Below are 20,625 nucleotides of genomic sequence, written 5' to 3'. Positions count from 1 at the left end.
CGAAAACCGGTGCTCAGGCCTTCGGCACCCGCACGATCAGCGCGTCGCCCTGACCACCGCCACCGCACAGCGCGGCCGCGCCCACGCCACCGCCGCGCCGCTTCAGCTCCAGCGCGAGGTGCAGCACGAGCCGCGCACCGGACATCCCGATCGGGTGACCCAGGGCAATGGCACCGCCGTTGACATTCACCTTTTCGGTGGACACCCCGAGGTCCTTCATCGACTGCACGGCGACCGCCGCGAACGCCTCGTTGATCTCGACGAGGTCGAGGTCCGAAACCTCAAGACCCTCCTTCTTGAGCGCGTGCAGGATCGCGTTGGACGGCTGGGACTGGAGCGAGTTGTCCGGCCCGGCCACGTTCCCGTGCGCCCCGATCTCGGCGATCCACTCCAGGCCCAGCTCCTGCGCCTTGGCCTTGCTCATCACCACTACGGCGGCGGCGCCGTCGGAGATCTGCGACGCCGAACCGGCCGTGATCGTGCCGTCCTTGGCGAAGGCGGGGCGCAGCTTCCCGAGGGACTCCGCGGTGGTGTCGCCCCGGATCCCCTCGTCCTTGCTGAACAGCACCGGGTCGCCCTTGCGCTGCGGGATCTCCACCGGCGTGATCTCGGCCTCGAACAGGCCGTTCTTCTGCGCGGCGGCGGCCCGCTGGTGCGACAGCGCGGCGATCTCGTCCTGCTCGGCACGGCCGATGCCGAGGCGCGTGTTGTGCTTCTCCGTCGACTCGCCCATGGCGACGCCGTCGAAGGAGTCGGTCAGCCCGTCGTGGGCCATGGCGTCGAGCATCTCGACGGCGCCGTACTTGAAGCCCTCGCGGGACTTCGGCAGCAGGTGCGGGGCGTTGGTCATGGACTCCTGGCCGCCGGCGACGATCACGTCGAACTCACCCGCTCGGATGAGCTGGTCGGCGAGCGCGATGGCGTCGAGGCCCGACAGACACACCTTGTTGATGGTCAGCGCCGGCACGTTCATGGGGATACCCGCCTTGACGGCGGCCTGGCGCGCCGGGATCTGCCCCGCCCCGGCCTGGAGCACCTGACCCATGATCACGTACTGCACCTGGTCGCCACCGATCCCCGCACGGTCGAGGGCGGCCTTGATCGCGAAGCCGCCGAGGTCGGCTCCGGAGAAGGACTTCAGCGAACCGAGCAACCGCCCCATGGGCGTACGCGCCCCCGAGACGATCACCGAGCTGGTCGTAGCAGAAGACATGAGCTGCGATCCCCTTACCGGCTGCACAGCCGAGGAGTGAACGAGGGTTTACTTCGAATGTACTGACCGGTACGCCACCCCGTCATCGGGCTGTCGGTGTGATCGCGCGCACGTTGCGTAACCACCTCCGGAGCGCTGCACTGAATCCATGCTGACGCGAATCGACCACATCGGAATCGCCTGTTTCGACCTCGACAAGACCGTCGAGTTCTACCGTGCCACCTACGGCTTCGAGGTGTTCCACTCCGAGGTCAACGAGGAGCAGGGCGTACGCGAGGCCATGCTCAAGATCAACGATACGTCCGACGGCGGCGCCTCGTACCTCCAGCTCCTGGAGCCGACCCGGGAGGACTCCACCGTCGCGAAGTGGCTGGCGAAGAACGGGGAGGGCGTCCACCACATCGCTTTCGGCACGGCGGACGTGGACGCCGAGGCCGCGGACATCAAGGACAAGGGCGTACGCGTGCTCTACGAAGAGCCGCGACGCGGCTCCATGGGGTCACGGATCACCTTCCTGCACCCCAAGGACTGCCATGGCGTACTGACAGAACTGGTCACTTCGGCGGCCGTTGAGTCACCTGAGCACTGACCCTCGTACATAGGGGCCGGTAGGGTTGGGGGCGGTCGCCGCTCAGCCAGGGTGACCGCGGTCCCGCCGTGCGACGGCAGGACCACCGGGGTCCGGGTTTCGGGGGACGAGCGTCGGGGCAGCAGCCTCTGCTCCGCCGATGATCTGACACCATTCCCCGGGGGCCCCGTTCGGCGGATGGACGGAGCTCGTTTGGAGAGAGTTGCGACCAGGGGACGGATGGGACCGCGCAGTGCGGGGCTACGAGAGCCAGGAGCGAGAGCCGGCGGCTGACGTCGACCACCTCTCTCGGTTCGAAGCCGAGATGAAGCGGCTGAAGACCGAGCGGGAAAAGGCGATCCAGCACGCCGAGGACCTCGGCTACCAGGTCGAGGTGCTGCGCGCCAAGCTGCACGAGGCGCGGCGCACCATCATGTCCCGGCCCTCCTTCGACGGCGGCGACATCGGCTGGCAGGCCGAGCAGTTGCTGCGCAACGCGCAGATGCAGGCCGACCAGATCCGTGCGGACGCCGACCGGGAGCTGAGCGAGGCCCGGGCGCAGACCCAGCGGATCCTCCAGGAGCACGCCGAGCAGGCGGCCCGGCTCCAGGCGGAGCTGCACCAGGAGGCGGTGACCCGGCGCCAGCAGCTGGACCAGGAGCTGGCCGAGCGCCGCCAGACGGTCGAGTCGCACGTCAACGACAACGTGGCGTGGGCGGAGCAGCTGCGGGCCCGCACCGAGCAGCAGGCCCGCCGGCTGCTGGACGAGTCCCGCGCCGAGGCAGAGCAGGCCCTGGCCACCGCCCGCGCGGAGGCCGAGCGGCTGACGACCGAGGCCCGGCAGCGGCTCACCAGCGCCGCCGAGGAGGCCCGTTCCGAGGCCGAGCAGATCCTGCGGCGGGCCCGCACGGACGCCGAGCGGCTGCTCAACGCCGCCTCGACGCAGGCCCAGGAGGCCACCGACCACGCCGAGCAGCTGCGGACGTCCACGGCCACGGAGTCGGAGTCGGCGCGCCGCGAGGCCCTGGAGCTGAGCAAGGCCGCCGAGCAGCGGATGGCCGAGGCCGAGGAGGCGCTGCGCAAGGCGCAGTCCGAGTCGGAGAAGCTGGTCGCCGAGGCCAAGGAGGCCGCCGCCAAGGCCCTGGCGAGCGCGGAGTCCGCGAACGAGACGCGTACGCGCACCGCCAAGGAGCAGGTCGCCCGGCTGGTCGAGGAGGCCACCAAGGAGGCCGAGAACACCAAGTCCGAGGCCGAGCAGCTCGTCGCGGACGCCCGCGCCGAGGCGGAGAAGATCGTCGCGGAGGCCTCCGAGAAGGCCCGCACGCTCACGGCCGAGGAGACGGCGACCCAGCTCTCCAAGGCGGCCAAGACCGCCGAGGACGTGCTCAACAAGGCGTCGGAGGACGCCAAGAAGACCACCAAGGCCGCGGCCGAGGAGGCCGAGCGGATCCGCAGGGAGGCCGAGGCCGAGGCGGACCGGCTGCGCGCCGAGGCGCATGACATCGCCGAGGAGCTCAAGGGCGCGGCGAAGGACGACACCAAGGAGTACCGCGCCAAGACGGTCGAGCTCCAGGAGGAGGCCCGCCGGCTGCGCGGCGAGGCCGAGCAGCTCCGGGCCGACGCGGTCGAGGAGGGCGAGAAGATCCGCGCCGAGGCCCGCAGGGAGGCCGTGGCGCAGATCGAGGAGGCGGCGAGGTCCGCCGAGGAGCTGCTCGCCAAGGCGAAGGCGGACGCGGACGAGCTGCGTACGACGGCCCAGACGGACAGCGAGAAGGTCCGTACGGAGGCCATCGAGCGGGCGACGACCCTGCGCCGGCAGGCCGAGGAGACCCTTCAGCGCACCCGGCAGGAGGCCGAGCGGCACCGCGAGGAGGTCGTCGAGCAGGCCGAGGCCCTCAAGGCGGACGCCGAGCGTGCGGTGCGGGAGCTGCACGAGGAGACCGAGCGGGCCATAGAGGCCCGCCGCGCCGAGGCCGCCCAGGAGCTGACGCGGCTCCAGACGGAGGCGGAGGAGCGGCTCACCGCCGCCGAGCAGGCGCTGTCCGACGCCCGGGAGGAGGCCGCGCGGATCCGCCGCGAGGCCGCCGAGGAGAACGAGCGGCTGCGCGCCGAGGCCGCCGAGCGGATCCGTACGCTCCAGCAGCAGGCCGAGGCCGAGGCCGAACGGCTGCGCGACGAGGCCGCGTCCGACGCGTCGGCCGCGCGTGCCGAGGGCGAGGCCGTCGCCGTACGTCTGCGCTCGGAGGCCGCGAGCGAGGCCGAGCGGCTGAAGTCGGAGGCGCAGGAGAGCGCCGACCGGGTGCGCGCGGAGGCGCAGGCCGCCGCCGAGCGGCTGGCCGTGGAGGCGTCCGAGACGCTGGCCGCCGCCCAGGAGGAGGCCAACCGTCGCCGCCGCGAGGCCGAGGAAGTCCTCGGCTCCGCCCGGCAGGAGGCCGACCAGGAGCGCGAGCGGGCCCGCGAGCAGAGCGAGGAACTGCTGGCTTCCGCGCGCAAGCGCGTGGAGGAGGCGCAGACCGAGGCCGTACGGCTGGTCGAGGAGGCCGACCGGCGCGCCACGGAGATGGTGTCGGCGGCCGAGCAGCACGCGCAGCAGGTCCGGGAATCCGTCGCGGGGCTGCACGAGCAGGCGCAGGACGAGATCGCCGGGCTGCGCAGCGCCGCCGAGCACGTGGCGGACCGTACGCGGCGGGAGGCGCAGGAGGAGGCGGACCGGGTCCGTTCCGACGCCTACGCCGAGCGGGAGCGGGCGAGCGAGGACGCCGGCCGGCTGCGGCGCGAGGCGCACGAGGAGTCCGAGGCCGCCAAGGCGCTCGCCGAACGGACGATGTCCGAGGCGATCGCGGAGGCGGAGCGGATCCGCGCGGACGTCGCCGAGCACGCCCAGCGGGTGCGCACGGAAGCGTCGGACGCCATCGCGGAGGCCGAGCAGAGCGCCTCGCGTACCCGGGCGGACGCCCGCGAGGACGCCAACCGCATCCGCTCGGACGCGGCGACGCAGGCGGACACCCTCATCACCGAGGCGCGCAACGAGGCGGAGCGGCTCACGACCGAGACGGTCCAGGAGACCGACCGGCTGCGCATGGAGACGGTCGCCGAGGCCGAGCGGGTCCGTACGGAAGCCGTCTCCGAGGCCGAGCGCCTCCGTTCCGAGGCGGCCACGGAGGCCGAGCGGGTGCGGGCCGAGTCGGTCGCCAAGGCCGACCAGCTCGTCGGGGAGGCCACCGCCGAGGCGGAGCGGCTGCGGGCCGAGGCCGCCGAGACGGTCGGCTCGGCGCAGCAGCACGCCGAGCGGGTCCGCAGCGAGGCCCAGCGCGTCAAGGCGGACGCCGAGGCGGAGGCGGAGCGGCTCGTCAACTCCGCGCGCGAGGAGGCGGACCGCACGCTGGACGAGGCCCGCAAGGACGCCAACAAGCGGCGTTCCGAGGCGGCCGAGCAGGTCGACAAGCTCATCACGGAGACCACGGCGGAGGCCGACAAGCTGCTCACCGAGGCGCAGCAGCAGGCGCACAAGACCACCGCGGAGGCCGAGTCGCAGGCCGACACGATGGTCGGCGCGGCCCGCACGGAGGCCGACCGGCTCGTGTCCGAGGCGACGGTCGAGGGCAACTCGCTGGTGGAGAAGGCCCGTACGGACGCGGACGAGCTGCTGGTCGGCGCGCGCCGGGACGCCACGCAGATCAGGGAGCGGGCCGAGGAGCTGCGCGACCGCATCACGGCGGAGATCGAGGAGCTGCACGAGCGGGCCCGCCGGGAGTCGGCGGAGGCGATGAAGTCGGCGGGCGACCGTTGCGACGCGCTCGTCAAGGCCGCGGAGGAGCAGCTCGCGAAGGCGCAGTCGCAGGCCAAGGAGATCGTCTCGGAGGCCAACTCCGAGGCGGGCAAGGTGCGTATCGCCGCGGTGAAGAAGGCGGAGGGGCTGCTCAAGGAGGCCGAGCAGAAGAAGTCCACGCTGGTCCGGGAGGCCGAGGAGCTCAAGGCCGAGGCGATCCGCGAGGCCAAGCGCACGGTCGAGGAGGGCAAGCGCGAGCTGGAGGTCCTGGTCCGCCGCCGCGAGGACATCAACGCCGAGATCTCCCGTGTCCAGGACGTCCTGGAGGCGTTGGAATCCTTCGAGGCCCCGTCCCCGGCCAAGGACAACGGAGTCAAGGCAGGCGCAACAGTCGGTGCACCCCGTTCGGGTGGCAAGTCTTCGGATAGCTAGCGAACCGGGGCGAAACCGGTGTGTGCTGGAGCCTTTGGCCAAGTCTTTGGCAAGCAGTCCTGCGGTTAGCCACTCAAAAGGGGTCTCATTTTGCAGACCAAACGCGCATCCGCTCGATGACACACCGTTTCGGCCCCTAGGATTCCACCTATCACCTCACCGGTCTCATTCGACAGGAACCCCATGAGCGACACTTCCCCCTACGGCTTCGAGCTTGTGCGGCGTGGATACGACCGCGCTCAGGTGGACGAACGTATCTCCAAGCTCGTCTCCGACCGTGACAGCGCTCTCGCCCGCATCACCGCTCTGGAAAAGCGCATCGAGGAGCTCCACCTCGAGACGCAGAACGCCCAGGCCCAGATCAGCGACGCCGAGCCGTCGTACGCGGGTCTCGGCGCGCGTGTCGAGAAGATCCTCCGCCTCGCCGAGGAAGAGGCGAAGGACCTGCGCGAGGAGGCCCGGCGCGCGGCCGAGCAGCACCGCGAACTCGCCGAGTCGGCCGCCCAGCAGGTGCGCAACGACGCCGAGTCGTACTCGGCGGAGCGCAAGGCGAAGGCCGAGGACGAGGGCCTGCGGATCGTCGAGAAGGCCAAGAGTGACGCCGCCCAGCTGCGCTCCGAGGCGCAGAAGGACGCGCAGTCCAAGCGCGAGGAGGCGGACGCCCTCTTCGAGGAGACCCGCGCCAAGGCCGCGCAGGCCGCCGCCGACTTCGAGACGAACCTCGCCAAGCGCCGCGAGCAGTCCGAGCGCGACCTGGCGTCCCGTCAGGCCAAGGCCGAGAAGCGTCTGGCCGAGATCGAGCACCGCGCCGAGCAGCTCCGCCTGGAGGCGGAGAAGCTGCGCACGGACGCCGAGCGCCGCGCCCGCCAGACGGTGGAGACGGCCCAGCGTCAGGCCGAGGACATCGTGGCGGACGCCAACGCCAAGGCCGACCGCATCCGTTCGGAATCCGAGCGCGAGCTCGCGGCCCTCACCAACCGCCGCGACAGCATCAACGCCCAGCTGACGAACGTCCGCGAGATGCTCGCCACGCTCACGGGCGCCGCGGTGGCCGCCGCCGGCACGCCGGCCGAGGACGAGCCGATCTCCCGCGGGGTCCCGGCCCAGCAGTCCCGGTAACGACCCGGCATACGGAGTCTGAATCTCCGCAAAGCCCTCTGCCGCTCGGGTGGCAGAGGGCTTTGTCCCGTTCTAGCGTGGCGGGCATGATTGAGCTGGAGGGGCTGACCAAGCGGTACGGCGAGAAGGTGGCGGTCAACAACCTGTCCTTCACCGTCAGACCGGGCATCGTCACCGGCTTCCTCGGGCCGAACGGCGCGGGCAAGTCCACGACCATGCGGATGATCCTGGGTCTCGACCACCCGACCGCGGGCGACGTCCGCATCGACGGCAAGCACTACCAGCAGCTCAAGGATCCGCTGACGTACATCGGCGCCCTGCTGGAGGCCAAGGCCTGGCACGGCGGGCGCACCGCCTACAACCATCTGCTGTGCCTCGCGCAGAGCAACGGCATTCCGCGCGGCCGGGTGCGTGAGGTGCTGGACACGGTCGGGCTGACGGCGGTCGCGAAGAAGAAGACCAAGGGCTTCTCGATGGGCATGGGGCAGCGGCTCGGCATCGCGGCCGCGCTGCTCGGCGATCCCCGGATCCTGATGTTCGACGAGCCGGTCAACGGCCTCGACCCCGAGGGCATCCACTGGATCCGCACCCTGATGAAGTCCCTGGCGGCACAGGGCCGCACCGTGTTCGTCTCCTCCCACCTGATGAGCGAGATGGCGCTGACGGCCGACCACCTCGTCGTCATCGGGCAGGGGCGGCTGCTCGCGGACACCTCCATGGCCGACTTCATCGCGCGCAACTCACGCTCGTACGTCCGGGTCCGCAGCCCGCAGCGGGAGCGGCTCCTCGACGTGCTGCACCAGGCGGGGATCGTGGCCGTCGAGAGCGGTGAAGGGGTGCTGGAGGTGGACGGCGGCAAGGCCGAGCACGTCGGCGAGCTGGCGGCGCAGCACGGGATCACGCTGCACGAGCTGAGCCCGCAACAGGCGTCGCTGGAGGAGGCGTTCATGCAGCTGACCGCGGGATCGGTGGAGTACCACGCACACAGCGAGCCGAGCCCCGAGCCACCGGGGCAGCAATGGGGCGACGGCTGGAAGAGGGGCTGAGCATGGCGACGACGCAGGTCGTACGGTCGGAGTGGACGAAGATCCGGTCGGTGGCGTCCACGGTGTGGACCCTGTCGCTGGTGGTGGTCGTGACGGTCGCCCTCGGCATGCTGATCTCGGCCCTGTCCAAGAACGAGTTCGACTCCATGGGCGCGCAGCAGCGGGCGGAGTTCGATCCGACGTTCATCAGCTTCGCGGGGATGAGCCTCGGGCAGCTCGCGATGATCGTGTTCGGTGTGCTGGTGGTGTCGAACGAGTACAGCACCGGCATGATCCGCACCTCGCTGGCCGCCGTGCCGCAGCGCGGCTCCTTCCTGTTCAGCAAGATCGCGGTCGCCAGTGTGCTCGCCCTCCTGGTCGGCCTCGTCACCACCTTCGCCGCGTTCTTCCTGGGGCAGGCGATGCTGGGTGAGCACCGGGCGGAGATCGGCGACCCGGGGGTGCTGCGGGCGGTGTTCGGCGGCGGCCTCTACATGGCGCTGATCGCGATGTTCTCCATGGGCGTCGCCGCGATGCTGCGTTCGCCGATGCTGTCGCTGGGCATCCTGATGCCGTTCTTCTTCCTGATCTCCAACATCCTGGGCAATGTCGACGCGACGAAGAAGGTCGGCCGGTTTCTGCCCGACCAGGCCGGCAGCAAGATCATGCAGGTGGTCACGCCCATCGGCGACGACACACCGTACGGTCCGTGGGGCGGCCTCGGGATCATGGGGTTGTGGGTGCTCGCGGCGCTGGTCGGCGGGTACGTGCTGCTGAAGAAGCGCGACGCCTAGGGGAGGCCGCCGGGGCGCGTCGCGCTCCACCCTTTACTTTCATTTGGGCGGAACCGTCAGCGCCTCGATATCCTCCTAACCCTTACGGGGGCGTGTGCCCCGCTGTCCTGAACCTTGCGATGGGTGCGGAGCATGATCGAAGCAGTCGGCCTGACCAAGCGCTACGGCGACAAGACCGCTGTGTACAACCTTTCCTTCCAGGTGCGGCCGGGGACCGTCACCGGCTTCCTCGGACCGAACGGCTCGGGCAAGTCGACGACGATGCGGATGATCCTCGGCCTGGACAACCCGACGGCCGGGCATGTGACGATCGGCGGTCACCCGTACCGCAAGCTGCCCAACGCCCCCCGTCAGGTCGGTGCCCTCCTGGACGCCAAGGCCGTGCACGGCGGCCGGGCCGCCCGCAACCACCTGCTGAGCCTGGCCCAGCTGTCCGGCATCCCGGCCAAACGGGTGGACGAGGTGCTCGGGGTCGTCGGCCTCCAGGACGTGGCCAAGAAGCGGTCCAAGGGCTTCTCCCTCGGCATGGGTCAGCGGCTCGGCATCGCCGCCGCGCTGCTCGGCGACCCGCAGGTCCTGCTGTTCGACGAGCCGGTCAACGGCCTCGACCCCGAGGGCATCCTCTGGGTGCGCAACCTGATGAAGGCACTCGCGGCGGAGGGCCGTACCGTCTTCGTCTCCTCCCACCTGATGAGCGAGATGGCGCTCACCGCCGACCACCTCATCGTCATCGGGCGCGGGCAGCTGCTCGCCGACATGAGCGTCACGGACTTCATCTCCGCGAACTCCGCGGACTTCGCGCGCGTGCGCACGCCCGACACCGAGCCGCAGCAGCGCGAGAAGCTGTCGGCCGCGCTCACCGAGTCGGGCGGGCACGTGCTGCCCGAGCAGGACGGCGCGCTGCGCGTGACCGGGCTGCCGCTCCCCCGCATCAGCGACATCGCGCACGACCACGACGTCCGGCTGTGGGAGCTGTCGCCGCACCAGGCCTCGCTGGAGGAGGCGTACATGCGGATGACGCAGGGCGCCGTCGACTACCGCTCGACCATCGACCAGAAGGAAGGGCTCCAGCAGCAGCTGCCGCCCGGGGCACAGCCCCCGATGCCGGTGCCCGGACAGGGCCAGCCCGGCTGGTACGCCCCGCCGCCGCCCCAGCCGGGCGGGCAGCCGTTCACGATGCCGCCGCAGGGCGCGCCGGGCCAGGCGCCGGCGGGCCCGTACGGCGCACCGGGAGCCCCGGGAGCCCCGGGAGCGCCCGTAGCCGCTCCGATCACCCCCGGCGCCTCCGGCGCGGGAACGCCCAACCCGTACGCCCAGCCGGCGGGCGGGCCGCCGCAGACGTCCGCGCAGGGCGCACCGCAGGTGCCGCAGCCGCCCGCGCCGCCTGCGGGCCAGGCATCCCAGCCCCCGGCGGCGCCCGCCGCGCCGGCCCCTCAGGCGCCCGCCGCGGCCGCGCCCGCCCCGACCTCCGACCTGACCAAGCCCGAGGACCCCCGATGAGCAGCCCCCAGCCCCAGATGCCGCCGGCCGCACCCACCTGGGAGGCGGCGCACGGTTCTTCGTACCCCGGCTACACCTCGCCGATCCCGGTCGTGCGGACGCACCTCGGGCATGCCCTCGCCTCCGAGTGGACGAAGATCAGGTCGGTGCGCTCCACGATGTGGACGCTCGGCGTGTTCGTCCTGCTCGTCATCGGCATCGGCACGCTGACCGGCGTCGTGGTGGCGAACTCCGACCCGGCCCTGTCCGGCGAGAGCCCGCTCGGCCTGGGCTTCTTCGGGCTGCTGCTCGGCAGCATGTGCATCATCACGCTGGGCGTGCTGACCACGGCCTCGGAGTACGGCACGGGCATGGTCCGCACCACGATGGTCGCGTGTCCGAGCCGGGGCCGGGTGCTGGCGGCCAAGGGCATCGTGTTCTTCCTGGTCGCGTTCGCGGTGACGCTGGTGTCCGCGTCCCTCGTCGCCTTCCTGCACGTGGCGATGCTGGAGGGGCAGGGCACCAAGGACCCGTCCGGCGGGGAGTGGCTGAGGGGCACGGTCGGCATCTCGGCGTACGTCGCGCTGCTGGGCCTGCTCTCGCTCGCCATCGGCTCGATCATCCGGCACTCGGCGGGCGCCATCACCATCATGATCGGCGCCGTGCTCGCCCCGCTGGTGATCGCGCTGTTCATGTTCTCGGAGTCGCTGCGGGGCGTCCGCGACGCGCTGTTCGAGTACTCGATCCCGAGCCAGCTGAGCGTCTTCTACTCCACCCCCGGCTCCAACTCCCTCAGCTCGTCCGGCCCGTCCGGCTGGGACCCGCTGTGGATCCTCCTCGGCGCGACGGCCGTCGCGTTCGCCGCCGCCTTCGCTCTGCTGGAGAAGCGGGACGTGTAGCCGCACGCCGTGAGGGGCCTAGAACCTCGGCGCGTTACGGGACCGCCGCACCCCCGGGGTGCGGCGGTCCCGCGCGTTCCAGCAGGCCTTGTGCCAGTGCCGGCGGTCGTCGACGCCCGTGTGCTCGGACCAGGCCACCACGTGCGGCACCCCGTCGGGGATCAACTGGTCGCAGCCGGGGCAGCGGTACGACTTGCCCTGCGCGCTCGCGCCGGCCACGTGCCGCACGCTCCAGTTCTCGCCCTGCCAGTTCTCCGAGGACTGCCAGCCGCCGTAACGGCCGGGGCGCTCGTCCTCGGCGCTCCGGCCGGACGAAGCGGCGCCCTTGGGTCGGTTGCGACGCGGGGACACGGGACACCTCTCGGGGCTATACAGGACACGTGGCGTGCCCAGCCTACGCGGCGCGGACGGGGGTACACGTACGCCATCCAATCGCCACAAGTCCCTCGCCGGGCAAGGCGCGCACCCGCCGGGTCTCTCCCCGGGCTCCGCGTGGAACGCCCCATTCTGCAGACAATCCGCAAAGTACCCCGACCGGCCGTGTCCTCGGCACGTGTCAGACGGTTATGCCCTGTGGGGGAGCTCCCGTGTCGGAGCCAAGGAAGCAGGAAAGCAATGCGCGTTGGAAGTTTCGTGTTGGCGGCCCAGTTCCCCGGTCAGGGAGAGGGAGAGGCGCTGCACCGCGCGGTCCGCTCGGCCGAGGTCGCCGAGGAGGCCGGGCTCGACACGGTCTGGCTGGCCGAGCACCACTTCGTGCCGTACGGCACGTGCCCGTCGGCCGTCACCCTGGCCGCTTTACTGCTCGGCCGCACCCGCCGTATCCGGGTCGGTACGGCGGTGAGCGTCCTGCCCACCACCCACCCCGTGGCCCTCGGTGAACAGGCGGCGCTGCTGCACCACACGAGCGGCGGCCGTTTCACACTCGGTGTCGGTCGCGGCGGCCCGTGGGTCGACCTGGAGGTGTTCGGTGCGGGCCTGGAGGCGTACGAGAAGGGGTTCCCGGAGTCCCTGGACGTCCTGGTGCGCTGGCTGCGCGACGCGTCCGTGGCGGCCGACGGGGAGCGCTTCCGCTTCCGTGAAGTCCCGGTGGTTCCCCGGCCGTCGGAGGCCCTGACCGAGGTCGAGGGGCCCGAGCTCGTCGTGGCCTGCACCTCGCCGGCGAGTGTGCGGCTGGCGGCCGAGCGCGGCCTTTCGATGCTGCTCGGGATGCATGTCGGGGACGAGGAGAAGGCCGAGATGGTCGCCCTGTGGCGGCAGCACGCGCGGGCGTGTGGCCGGCCGCCCGAGGAGATCCTGGGTGCGTCCCATGTGTCGGCGGGCGTCTGCCAGATCGCGGACCGGCGGGCCGACGCGGCGGAGACGCTGATGAAGGCGATGCCGGGCTGGCTGAAGCAGGGCCTGGAGGCGCATGTCACGGTCGACGGGCGCACGCGCCGGATGCGCGACCCGCTGGCGTACACCGAACTGCTCTGCGGACTGCACCCGGTGGGCACCCCGCGGCTGTGCGCCGACCGGCTGGCGGCGACGAGCGAGCGGACCGGCATCTCCCGCTTCGCCCTGCTCGTCGAGGGCTCCGGGGACTTGGCGGCGACGGAGGAGAACGTACGGCGGCTGGGGGCCGAGGTGCTCCCCCAACTCGTCTGACAGCACGGTGGGCTCCTGGGGCTTGCCGCTCCGGTACAAAACTGCACCTCCCGCGTACGGAGCGGCAAGCAAGCGGCGCCGCGTCAGCAGTCCCGGAACTCGGGCGACTGGTTGAGCACCTGGCTGCGGACCGACGTGAAGCGGCCCAGCTTCTCGTCAACCGAGGAGTCAAGCGGGAACACCGCCACCCGGTGGCAGTTCTGGAAGGCCAGCCGCACACCGAAGTGCCGTTGCAGCGCGCCGCGTATCGCGTCACTCGCAAGCGCACGCAGCAACTGACCGCGTGCCTGCTCGTCCGGCGGAGGCGTCTGGTTGTCGGCGAACGCACCGCCGTCCACCTTCAGCTGGGCCACCAGGGAGCTGATCATCTCCCACGCGTAGGGCAGGGAGGTCCGGACGCAGTCGACGAATTCCGCTTCGTCGACCTCGCCTCGCTCGGCCTGTTCGAGTAGGGCCGGTGAGACGTCGAGCGACATGAGTTCTCCTCTCGCACCCCCGCCCGGCGGGCAGGGGTTGCCGGACAGATAAGGGAGTTCGCGATACCGGACACGCTGCGTACACACATCGCGACCTCCCGTTCATACCGTAAGCAACCGACGGTGACGGCACCAGGAGAATGCGCAGATGAGGCACTCTCAATGACCACACCCTGCACACAATCGGCCAATACCGAACACGTGTTTTCCAGGGCGAATCGCGTCGACAGGTGCCTGTCGAGTAGCGTTGCCGACCATGCGTCTCGTCATTGCCCGCTGCTCCGTGGACTACGCCGGGCGGCTCACCGCCCACCTTCCCTCGGCCCCGCGCCTGATCCTGGTGAAGGCGGACGGCAGCGTCTCGATCCACGCCGACGACCGGGCCTACAAGCCCCTGAACTGGATGTCGCCGCCCTGCACTCTGAAGGAGGGCACCGGCGAGGATGAGGGCGTCTGGACCGTCATCAACAAGGCGGGCGAGAAGCTCATCATCACGATGGAGGAAGTCCTCCACGACTCCTCGCACGAACTGGGCGTCGATCCCGGCCTGATCAAGGACGGCGTGGAAGCGCACCTCCAGGAGCTGCTCGCCGACCGCATCGAGACGCTCGGCGACGGCTACACCCTGATCCGCCGCGAGTACCCGACGGCCATCGGCCCGGTCGACATCCTGTGCCGGGACGCCGACGGCAAGACCGTCGCGGTGGAGATCAAGCGGCGCGGCGAGATCGACGGCGTGGAGCAGCTGACGCGCTATCTGGAGCTGCTGAACCGCGATCCCCACCTGGCCCCGGTCCGTGGCATCTTCGCCGCGCAGGAGATCAAGCCCCAGGCCCGTGTCCTCGCGACCGACCGCGGCATCGGCTGCCAGGTCCTCGACTACGACGCGCTGCGGGGCATCGAGGACGACAAGCTGCGGCTGTTCTGACACACCGCACGTGCACGACGAGCAGGGGCCGGGTCCGAGGAACGGACCCGGCCCTGCTGTGTGTGGGCCTGTCAGATCACCGGGTCCGGGCTGCTCTCCGGCGCGCTCGCGGTAGTGCTCGCGGGGGCGCTCGACGCCGGGCCGCTGGCCGAGTCCGAGGTGGACGGCTGGGAGGTCGGCGGCTGGGACGTCGGCGGCTGTGAGGTCGGCGGCTGGGACGTGGGCGGTTGTGAGGTCGGCGGCTTGGACGTCGTCGGCGGCTTCGACGTCGTGGGGGGCTTGGACGTCGTCGGCGGCTTGGACGTGGCCGGCGGCTTCGAGGTCGTGGGCGGCTTCGACGTCGCCCCGGACTCGCTGGGGTCCGGGGAACCGCTGGGATCGCCCGTCGGCGTCGGATCGTCCGAGGTGCCCGGCGTGCCGTCCGGGCCCGGGTCGGTCGGGCGGCTCGTCGCCGCACCCGTGTCACCTTTACCGTCGCTGTCGTTCGCCGGCCGGTCCGCGCCCAGGCTGCCGTCGTTGACGCCCTGGCTGGCCGAGGGGTTGACGCCGACCTGGTCGGACGGCGGGTTCGGCTGGTTGTCGGACGTGGCGCCGAGCGTCACGACCGTGCCGAGCACGGCGACGAGCAGGGCACCGGCGCCGGAGGCCACGAGGTTGCGCCGGGCCAGTCCCTTGAGGCCGCCCCGGGCCTTGCGGGAGGGCGCGGGCGAGCTGTGGTGGGTGACCAGGGCCGGCGAGGGGGGCTGCTGGAGGGTCGGGAAGGCCGCCGGAACACCGCCGGCCGGGGACGCCGACTCCTCGTACCGGGCGTCGGGGACCTCCTCCCCCGCGGTCGGCCCGAGTCCGATCGGAGTGCCCGAGCGGTCGGCGACCAGGGCGAGGGCACGGCGGCCGGCGACGGTGCCGCGCTTGTCGGAGAGGGCGCCGCGCAGGCCGATGGAGGCCTCCAGTTCGGCGCGGGCCCGGTCGAGCTGTCCGCCGCACAGGGCGAGGATGCCGAGCTCGTGGTGGAAGTACGCCTCTTCGGCGACGTCCCCGGCGAGCCGGGCCGCCTCGGCGCCGGTGCGCAGGACGCGTTCCCAGGCGCTCCAGTGCAGTCCGGCGGCGAACGCGGGTGCGGCGGTACGCGCCAGGTGTACGGCCGGGCTCTCCTCGCCCTCGGCGGGCGGGCTGGTGAGCGGCCCGAGCACGGCCAGGGCGGCCAGGAGCGCGTCGGCCTCGGCGCACACGCGCTCCGGGGTGACCGAGGGGTGCCCGGCCCACCAGGAGTAGTGCTGGGCGGCGCTGCGGGCGCCGGCCTCGGCCTCGTCGGCGTATCCGGCGGCCTCCAGCTGGGTCAGGACACCGGCGGCGAGCCGGTAGCGGGAACCGACCGGGGAGACCAGTCCGCAGGCGGCCAGTTCGCCGAGCGCGGCGTCCGCGTGGGTGTCGCCGACCAGGGCGGGCAGATGCGCCTGGTGCGGCACCTCGCCGCCGAGGGCGACGGCGAACCGCAGGGCGGCGCGCGCGGAGGCGCTCAGCCGGGAGGCGAGCAGCGGCGCGGGGGCGGCGGCCTCGCCGAGCGAGGGCAGCGGTACGTCGTCGCCGTCGGCGGCCTCGTACGCGTCGGCCGGGGGCTCGTCCTCGAAGACGCCGAACTCGTCGACGGCGCTCGTCCCGGCGCGCAGCCGGTCGCGCTGCCGCAGCAGGGCACCGGCCTGGACGAAGCGCAGCGGCAGGCCCTCGGACTCGAACCAGAGGTCGCCCGCCCAGTTGGACTCCTCCTCGGTGAGGGACCGGCCGACGGCGTGTTCCAGCAGGTCGAGCCCGGCAGCGCGCTCCAGGCCGCCGAGGAAGACCTCCTCGACGGCGGCGTCGGCGGAGGGCGCCGGTACGTCCGGGGTGGTACCGAGCAGGAAGGCGCACTCGGGGGTCGCCTCCAGCAGCTCGTCGAGCCCGGCGCCGCCGAACTCGAGGTCGTCGATGACGACGACCGCGCCGATCTCACGGACGTAGGTGAGAAGTTCGTCCCGGTCCGGGCGGTGCAGGGGGGCGTTGTAGACCGCGTGGAAGAGGTCGTACAGCAGGTCGCCGGAGGTGCGGCTGAAGCCGCTCAGGCGGACGACGCCGTCGGGGGCGAGGTCGGAGCAGTCCTCGGAGACCAGGTCGAGGAGGCGGGTGCGGCCGCAGCCGGCGGGGCCGGTGAGGCGGACCGAGCGGCCTCGGGCGAGCAGGCGCACCAGTCGCTCGCGTTCGTCCTGGCGGGCCAGCAGCGGCAGGCTGGGCTGCGCGGGGCCGGGCGGGACGGGGGGCCGGGCCGCGCGCTCGGCCTCGGCACGCTCCGCCGTCGTGAGCTTCACGGGCCGGGCGGGCCGTTCGGCGGGCGGGCAGGCTTCTATCTCGCTGCCGTCGACGGGGTTGACGGTCAGCAGGAAGTCGCCGGAGACCAGCTGCACGGTGCGGGCGAGCGCGGGCGCGTGCTGGCTGAAGTCGGGTGTGAGGGATTCCCTGGGCGGGCGCTGGCGCGGCGACTGCTTGTCGCCGTCGTGGCCGTACTCCTCGGGTCCCCGGGTGTTCGGGTCCATAGGTCAAAGCCCCCCAAAAGCGTGTGTGTGCTCTGAAAAGCCCCTCCCGGCCTTGCTGCACACCGCGCTGTCGCTTCTGGTCCGGGCCCGCAGATAGGGTTTCAAGGCAGCGGGCAGCCGAACCCTAAACCTTCGCACAGTATCTACGACAGTCCGGGGTACCGTGCCGTCCGAGAACGTCACGGTCTCGTGAGGATTGTGCGCGTCGCACGATTCGACAACGTCCGTCCGGGTCTCCCCGGTCTCCCGGTTCACACCCGCACAGGCCGTCACACGCGAGGCAATGTCTCCACCCCGATGCCCCCCTCGATCGCCAGGATCCGGTGCAGGCGGGTGGCCACCAGCAGGCGCTGCATCTGCGGCGGCACGCCGCGCAGGACCAGGCGCCGGCCACAGCGGCCGGCTCGCCGGTGAGCCCCCATGATCACACCGAGTCCGGTGGCGTCCCAGGAGTCCAGTTCGGACAGGTCCAGCACCAGGTCGCCGACTCCGTCGTCGACGGCCGAGTGCAGGACCGTACGGGCGTCCGCCGCGCTGCGGACGTCGAGGCGGCCCCCGACGACCAGCTCGGCGTGGTCGCCCCTGATGTGCATATGCGCTCCCCGTGCGTGCGTCTCGTGCTCCGCGTTCTGATGCCGGTGATGCAACCTCTGACTGCGTGAGGGGGGCAGAGGTTGCTTCTTGTAAGCGAACCGATACCGAATTCACCCCGGAGTGTGATGGCCCCGGGGCATGTGCGGTTTCAGTGCTTGTAGAAGCCCTGCCCGCTCTTGCGTCCGATGTCACCGGCATCAACCATCCGGCGCATCGACTCGGGCGGCGCGAACTTCTCGTCCTGGGACTCCGTGTAGATGTTGCTCGTGGCGTGCAGCAGGATGTCGACGCCCGTCAGGTCCGCCGTCGCCAGCGGGCCCATGGCGTGACCGAAGCCCAGCTTGCAGGCCAGGTCGATGTCCTCGGCGCTCGCCACGCCCGACTCCTGAAGCTTCGCGGCCTCGACGACCAGGGCGCAGATGAGACGGGTCGTCACGAAGCCGGCGACGTCGCGGTTGACGACGATGCAGGTCTTGCCGACCGACTCGGCGAAATCCCGGGCCTTGGCGAGGGTTTCGTCACTGGTCTTGTAGCCGCGGACCAGTTCGCACAGCTGCATCATCGGCACCGGCGAGAAGAAGTGCGTGCCGACGACCCGCTCGGGGCGCTCCGTCGCGGCCGCGATCTTGGTGATCGGGATGGCGGAGGTGTTGGAGGCGAGGATGGCCTCGTCCTTCACGAGCTTGTCGAGGGCGCGGAAGATCTCGTGCTTGACTTCGAGCTTCTCGAACACGGCCTCGACGACGACGTCCGCGTCGGCCGCGGCGTCCAGGTCGGTGGTCGCGGTGATGCGGGCGAGGGCGGCGTCGGCGTCGTGCGCCTCCAGCTTGCCCTTGGCGACGAACTTGTCGTACGAGGCCTTGATGCCGTCGGTGCCCCGCCTCAGCGCCTCGTCGGTGACGTCGCGCAGGACCACGTCCCAGCCCGCCTGTGCGGAGACCTGGGCGATGCCGGATCCCATGAGGCCGGCTCCGATGACGGCGAGCTTCCGTGCCACTGTGCGACTCCCCTGACGCGCTGTTTATATCTGCCTCTCCGGCGGACACTAGCGTTCGTGAGGCGGCGTGCGCCTGACTTAGTAATGCGTTTCACGTCTCATGGAGTGAGACTCGTGTCACGTCCCACATGACGGACTTGGCGATCCTCCCATCGGCCGAAGCCGAGAGGATTCCGACCTCAGCGGTCGGAGCGCTAATTCCTTGCGGTTTTGCGCTGGTTGGCGCTTCACAGACCGGCTGGCGCCGAGGTCTCCACGCCCTGTGACCCGTATGCCCGCGGGCCAGTACGTTCTTCGCGCCGACCGTGTCGGCGTGCTCTCGGTGACCGCAGGAGGTGCAGACGAACTTCGCTTGGCTCTCGCGGTTGTCCGGATGCACATATCCACAGGCAGGGCAGGTTGTTGAACTGAAAGCCGGGTTGACAGTGCGTACCGCGGTGCCTGTATGACGGGCACGGCTGCGGACTGCCAGTTCGAAGGAGTGCCAGCCCTTGTCGAGGATCGCGCGGTTCAGTCCTGCCTTCTGCCCGACATGCGTTCCCGGCTCGGCTGAGGTCGCTCTGGCGGTAGCGGTCATGCCGGCTGTGTTGAGATCCTCGAGAACGACGAGGCCGTTGCCGTCTACGACGTGGCGGGCCGTCTGCGCGTGGAAGTCCCGGCGGCGGTCGCGGACCCTTCGCATCATGACCCGCATCCTCGCTCGACACGCTTTTCGGCGGTTCGATCCCTTCTGGGTGCGGGCGTGCTGTTGCTGGAGTCTCCGGTATCGCTGGGCCTCGCCAGGGGTGATGAAGCTCCTGTCCAGGAACCGGCCATCGCTGGTCGCGGCCAGCACCGCCACTCCGCGGTCAATACCGACTCGACCGCGCTCCAATGAGACTGCGGGTCCGGCGGTGCCGGTCTCCACCAGAAAGCTGACGTACCAGTGTTTGCCGTCACGTGAAACGGTGGCTGACTTCAGCCTGCCGCCGAGCGGACGAGACCAGCGAAAGATCACCCAGCCGAGCTTCGGCAGCCGCGCCCGGCCACGCTTGCGCCCGAGCCACTCGACGGACAGGTGACGCGGGTCAGGAAACCGGAAGGATGGCTGCCACCGCTGCTTCGCCCGCCACCGCACACCAAACGTGCCATGGGTGCGGCATGCTCTGTCCAGGTCCCGAAGAGTCTGCTGGAGAATGTGGGACGGCGCGGCCCTCAGCCACGGATGCTCCACCTTGGCCTCAGCCATCTCGCGGGCCTGCTGCACATAGTCGATCCACGCGCCCCGACGCCAGTACTCGCGCCGTTGCTCGAGGCCGATGTTCCACACCGCTCGACAGATGCTGCCGTACTCCTCGGCCGCTTCTCTCTGCTCAGGCGTGAACTGGAGCCGGTATCTCCTGCCGACCAGCATGCTTCCCCCCTCCTGAGCGACGCGATGACCTCACCTCCGCCAACGATGCTCCGACCTCCAGGACACGGGTGCGAATCAGGTGCGCTTGTACGAGACCAAAAGGTGAAGGGTGCTCCCATGACACGAACGTCTAGATTGGCCACATGGTCAATCTGACGCGCATCTACACCAGGACCGGCGACCAGGGCACGACCGCCCTCGGCGACATGAGCCGGGTCGCCAAGACCGACCTGCGGATCGCCGCGTACGCCGACGCCAACGAGGCGAACGCGGTGATCGGCACGGCGATCGCGCTGGGCGGCCTGGACGAGGAGGTCGTCAAGGTCCTCACCCGCGTGCAGAACGACCTGTTCGACGTGGGTGCGGACCTGTCGACGCCGGTGGTGGAGAACCCGGAGTTCCCGCCCCTGCGGGTCGAGCAGTCCTACGTCGACAAGCTGGAGGCGGACTGCGACCACTTCCTGGAGGGCCTGGAAAAGCTCCGCTCCTTCATCCTCCCCGGCGGCACCCCCGGCGCGGCCCTGCTCCACCAGGCCTGCACGGTGGTCCGCCGAGCGGAACGCTCGACGTGGGCGGCCCTGGAGGCGCACGGAGAGGTCATGAACCCCCTGACGGCCACCTACCTCAACCGCCTCTCCGACCTCCTGTTCATCCTCGCGAGGACGGCGAACAAGGAGGTCGGGGACGTGCTGTGGGTGCCGGGCGGGGAGCGCTGACCCTGGGGGCCGCGC

Annotated in this window: 17 protein-coding genes; 10 read left to right on the top strand and 7 right to left on the bottom strand. The window is 71.0% G+C overall.

The genetic code is table 11. From position 1 onward, the window contains the following. Positions 1–13 precede the first annotated feature (13 nt). Positions 14–1,213 carry an acetyl-CoA C-acetyltransferase gene (locus tag CP976_RS29625; RefSeq protein WP_190147054.1) on the bottom strand — a complete coding sequence of 400 codons (1,200 nt, stop codon included), beginning with the start codon at positions 1,211–1,213 and terminating at the stop codon, positions 14–16. 148 nt (positions 1,214–1,361) lie between these two features. On the opposite strand from CP976_RS29625, the gene mce reads away from it, so the two are divergent. The 7 genes from mce (at position 1,362) to CP976_RS29590 (ending at position 11,298) form a co-directional block, all read left to right on the top strand. Further along, the gene (mce, locus tag CP976_RS29620; protein WP_059417187.1) at positions 1,362–1,802 is read left to right on the top strand and encodes a methylmalonyl-CoA epimerase; all 441 of its coding nucleotides are present in this window, start codon (positions 1,362–1,364) and stop codon (positions 1,800–1,802) included. 232 nt (positions 1,803–2,034) lie between these two features. After that, positions 2,035–5,982, top strand: coding sequence for a polarized growth protein Scy (gene scy, locus CP976_RS29615; protein ID WP_150483068.1), 3,948 nt, complete (start codon positions 2,035–2,037; stop codon positions 5,980–5,982). 183 nt (positions 5,983–6,165) lie between these two features. After that, complete coding sequence (locus tag CP976_RS29610; RefSeq protein ID WP_059417189.1) at positions 6,166–7,101, top strand: coiled-coil domain-containing protein; 936 nt, start codon at positions 6,166–6,168, stop codon at positions 7,099–7,101. Positions 7,102–7,187: 86 nt separating this feature from the next. Next, positions 7,188–8,147: an ABC transporter ATP-binding protein gene (locus tag CP976_RS29605; protein ID WP_167537446.1), complete on the top strand. Its 960-nt coding sequence runs from the start codon at positions 7,188–7,190 to the stop codon at positions 8,145–8,147. Positions 8,148–8,149: 2 nt separating this feature from the next. Further along, positions 8,150–8,920 carry an ABC transporter permease gene (locus CP976_RS29600; RefSeq protein WP_150483066.1) on the top strand — a complete coding sequence of 257 codons (771 nt, stop codon included), beginning with the start codon at positions 8,150–8,152 and terminating at the stop codon, positions 8,918–8,920. A gap of 132 nt (positions 8,921–9,052) precedes the next feature. Next, the gene (locus CP976_RS29595; protein WP_150483065.1) at positions 9,053–10,420 is read left to right on the top strand and encodes an ABC transporter ATP-binding protein; all 1,368 of its coding nucleotides are present in this window, start codon (positions 9,053–9,055) and stop codon (positions 10,418–10,420) included. Beyond that, complete coding sequence (locus CP976_RS29590) at positions 10,417–11,298, top strand: ABC transporter permease subunit (RefSeq protein ID WP_150483064.1); 882 nt, start codon at positions 10,417–10,419, stop codon at positions 11,296–11,298. Before CP976_RS29595 ends, CP976_RS29590 begins: the two co-directional genes overlap by 4 nt. Before the next feature lie 18 nt (positions 11,299–11,316). Here CP976_RS29590 and CP976_RS29585 read toward each other — a convergent pair whose 3' ends face one another. Further along, on the bottom strand, positions 11,317–11,649 hold the full coding sequence (locus tag CP976_RS29585) for an ATP/GTP-binding protein (RefSeq protein WP_150483063.1): 333 nt from the start codon (positions 11,647–11,649) through the stop codon (positions 11,317–11,319). Between the two features lie 264 nt (positions 11,650–11,913). On the opposite strand from CP976_RS29585, the gene CP976_RS29580 reads away from it, so the two are divergent. Next, the gene (locus CP976_RS29580; RefSeq protein WP_150483062.1) at positions 11,914–12,942 is read left to right on the top strand and encodes an LLM class flavin-dependent oxidoreductase; all 1,029 of its coding nucleotides are present in this window, start codon (positions 11,914–11,916) and stop codon (positions 12,940–12,942) included. Positions 12,943–13,025: 83 nt separating this feature from the next. Here the strand turns inward: CP976_RS29580 and CP976_RS29575 are convergent, their stop codons facing one another. Continuing rightward, positions 13,026–13,418, bottom strand: a complete 393-nt coding sequence (locus CP976_RS29575; protein WP_030246492.1) for an SCO5389 family protein — start codon at positions 13,416–13,418, stop codon at positions 13,026–13,028. A gap of 256 nt (positions 13,419–13,674) precedes the next feature. Here CP976_RS29575 and nucS point away from each other — a divergent pair, with 256 nt between their 5' ends. Then, a complete protein-coding gene (nucS, locus tag CP976_RS29570; protein WP_059417197.1) occupies positions 13,675–14,346 on the top strand; it encodes an endonuclease NucS in 672 nt (223 codons plus the stop codon). A gap of 71 nt (positions 14,347–14,417) precedes the next feature. Here the strand turns inward: nucS and CP976_RS29565 are convergent, their stop codons facing one another. The 4 genes from CP976_RS29565 to CP976_RS29550 form a co-directional block, all read right to left on the bottom strand. Further along, the gene (locus CP976_RS29565; RefSeq protein ID WP_150483060.1) at positions 14,418–16,910 is read right to left on the bottom strand and encodes an ATP-binding protein; all 2,493 of its coding nucleotides are present in this window, start codon (positions 16,908–16,910) and stop codon (positions 14,418–14,420) included. A gap of 269 nt (positions 16,911–17,179) precedes the next feature. Next, the gene (locus tag CP976_RS29560; protein ID WP_003993003.1) at positions 17,180–17,503 is read right to left on the bottom strand and encodes an STAS domain-containing protein; all 324 of its coding nucleotides are present in this window, start codon (positions 17,501–17,503) and stop codon (positions 17,180–17,182) included. A gap of 149 nt (positions 17,504–17,652) precedes the next feature. Next, the gene (locus tag CP976_RS29555; protein ID WP_150483059.1) at positions 17,653–18,501 is read right to left on the bottom strand and encodes a 3-hydroxyacyl-CoA dehydrogenase family protein; all 849 of its coding nucleotides are present in this window, start codon (positions 18,499–18,501) and stop codon (positions 17,653–17,655) included. Between the two features lie 91 nt (positions 18,502–18,592). Continuing rightward, on the bottom strand, positions 18,593–19,894 hold the full coding sequence (locus tag CP976_RS29550) for an RNA-guided endonuclease InsQ/TnpB family protein (RefSeq protein ID WP_229876562.1): 1,302 nt from the start codon (positions 19,892–19,894) through the stop codon (positions 18,593–18,595). A 143-nt stretch (positions 19,895–20,037) separates the two neighbouring features. On the opposite strand from CP976_RS29550, the gene CP976_RS29545 reads away from it, so the two are divergent. Beyond that, positions 20,038–20,610 carry a cob(I)yrinic acid a,c-diamide adenosyltransferase gene (locus CP976_RS29545; protein ID WP_059417203.1) on the top strand — a complete coding sequence of 191 codons (573 nt, stop codon included), beginning with the start codon at positions 20,038–20,040 and terminating at the stop codon, positions 20,608–20,610. Positions 20,611–20,625 lie beyond the last annotated feature (15 nt).

The organism is Streptomyces coeruleorubidus (assembly GCF_008705135.1).
GTDB lineage: Bacteria > Actinomycetota > Actinomycetes > Streptomycetales > Streptomycetaceae > Streptomyces > Streptomyces coeruleofuscus.
The sequence above is the reverse complement of the archived record's forward strand: the minus strand, read 5'-3'. Positions and strand labels throughout refer to the sequence as shown.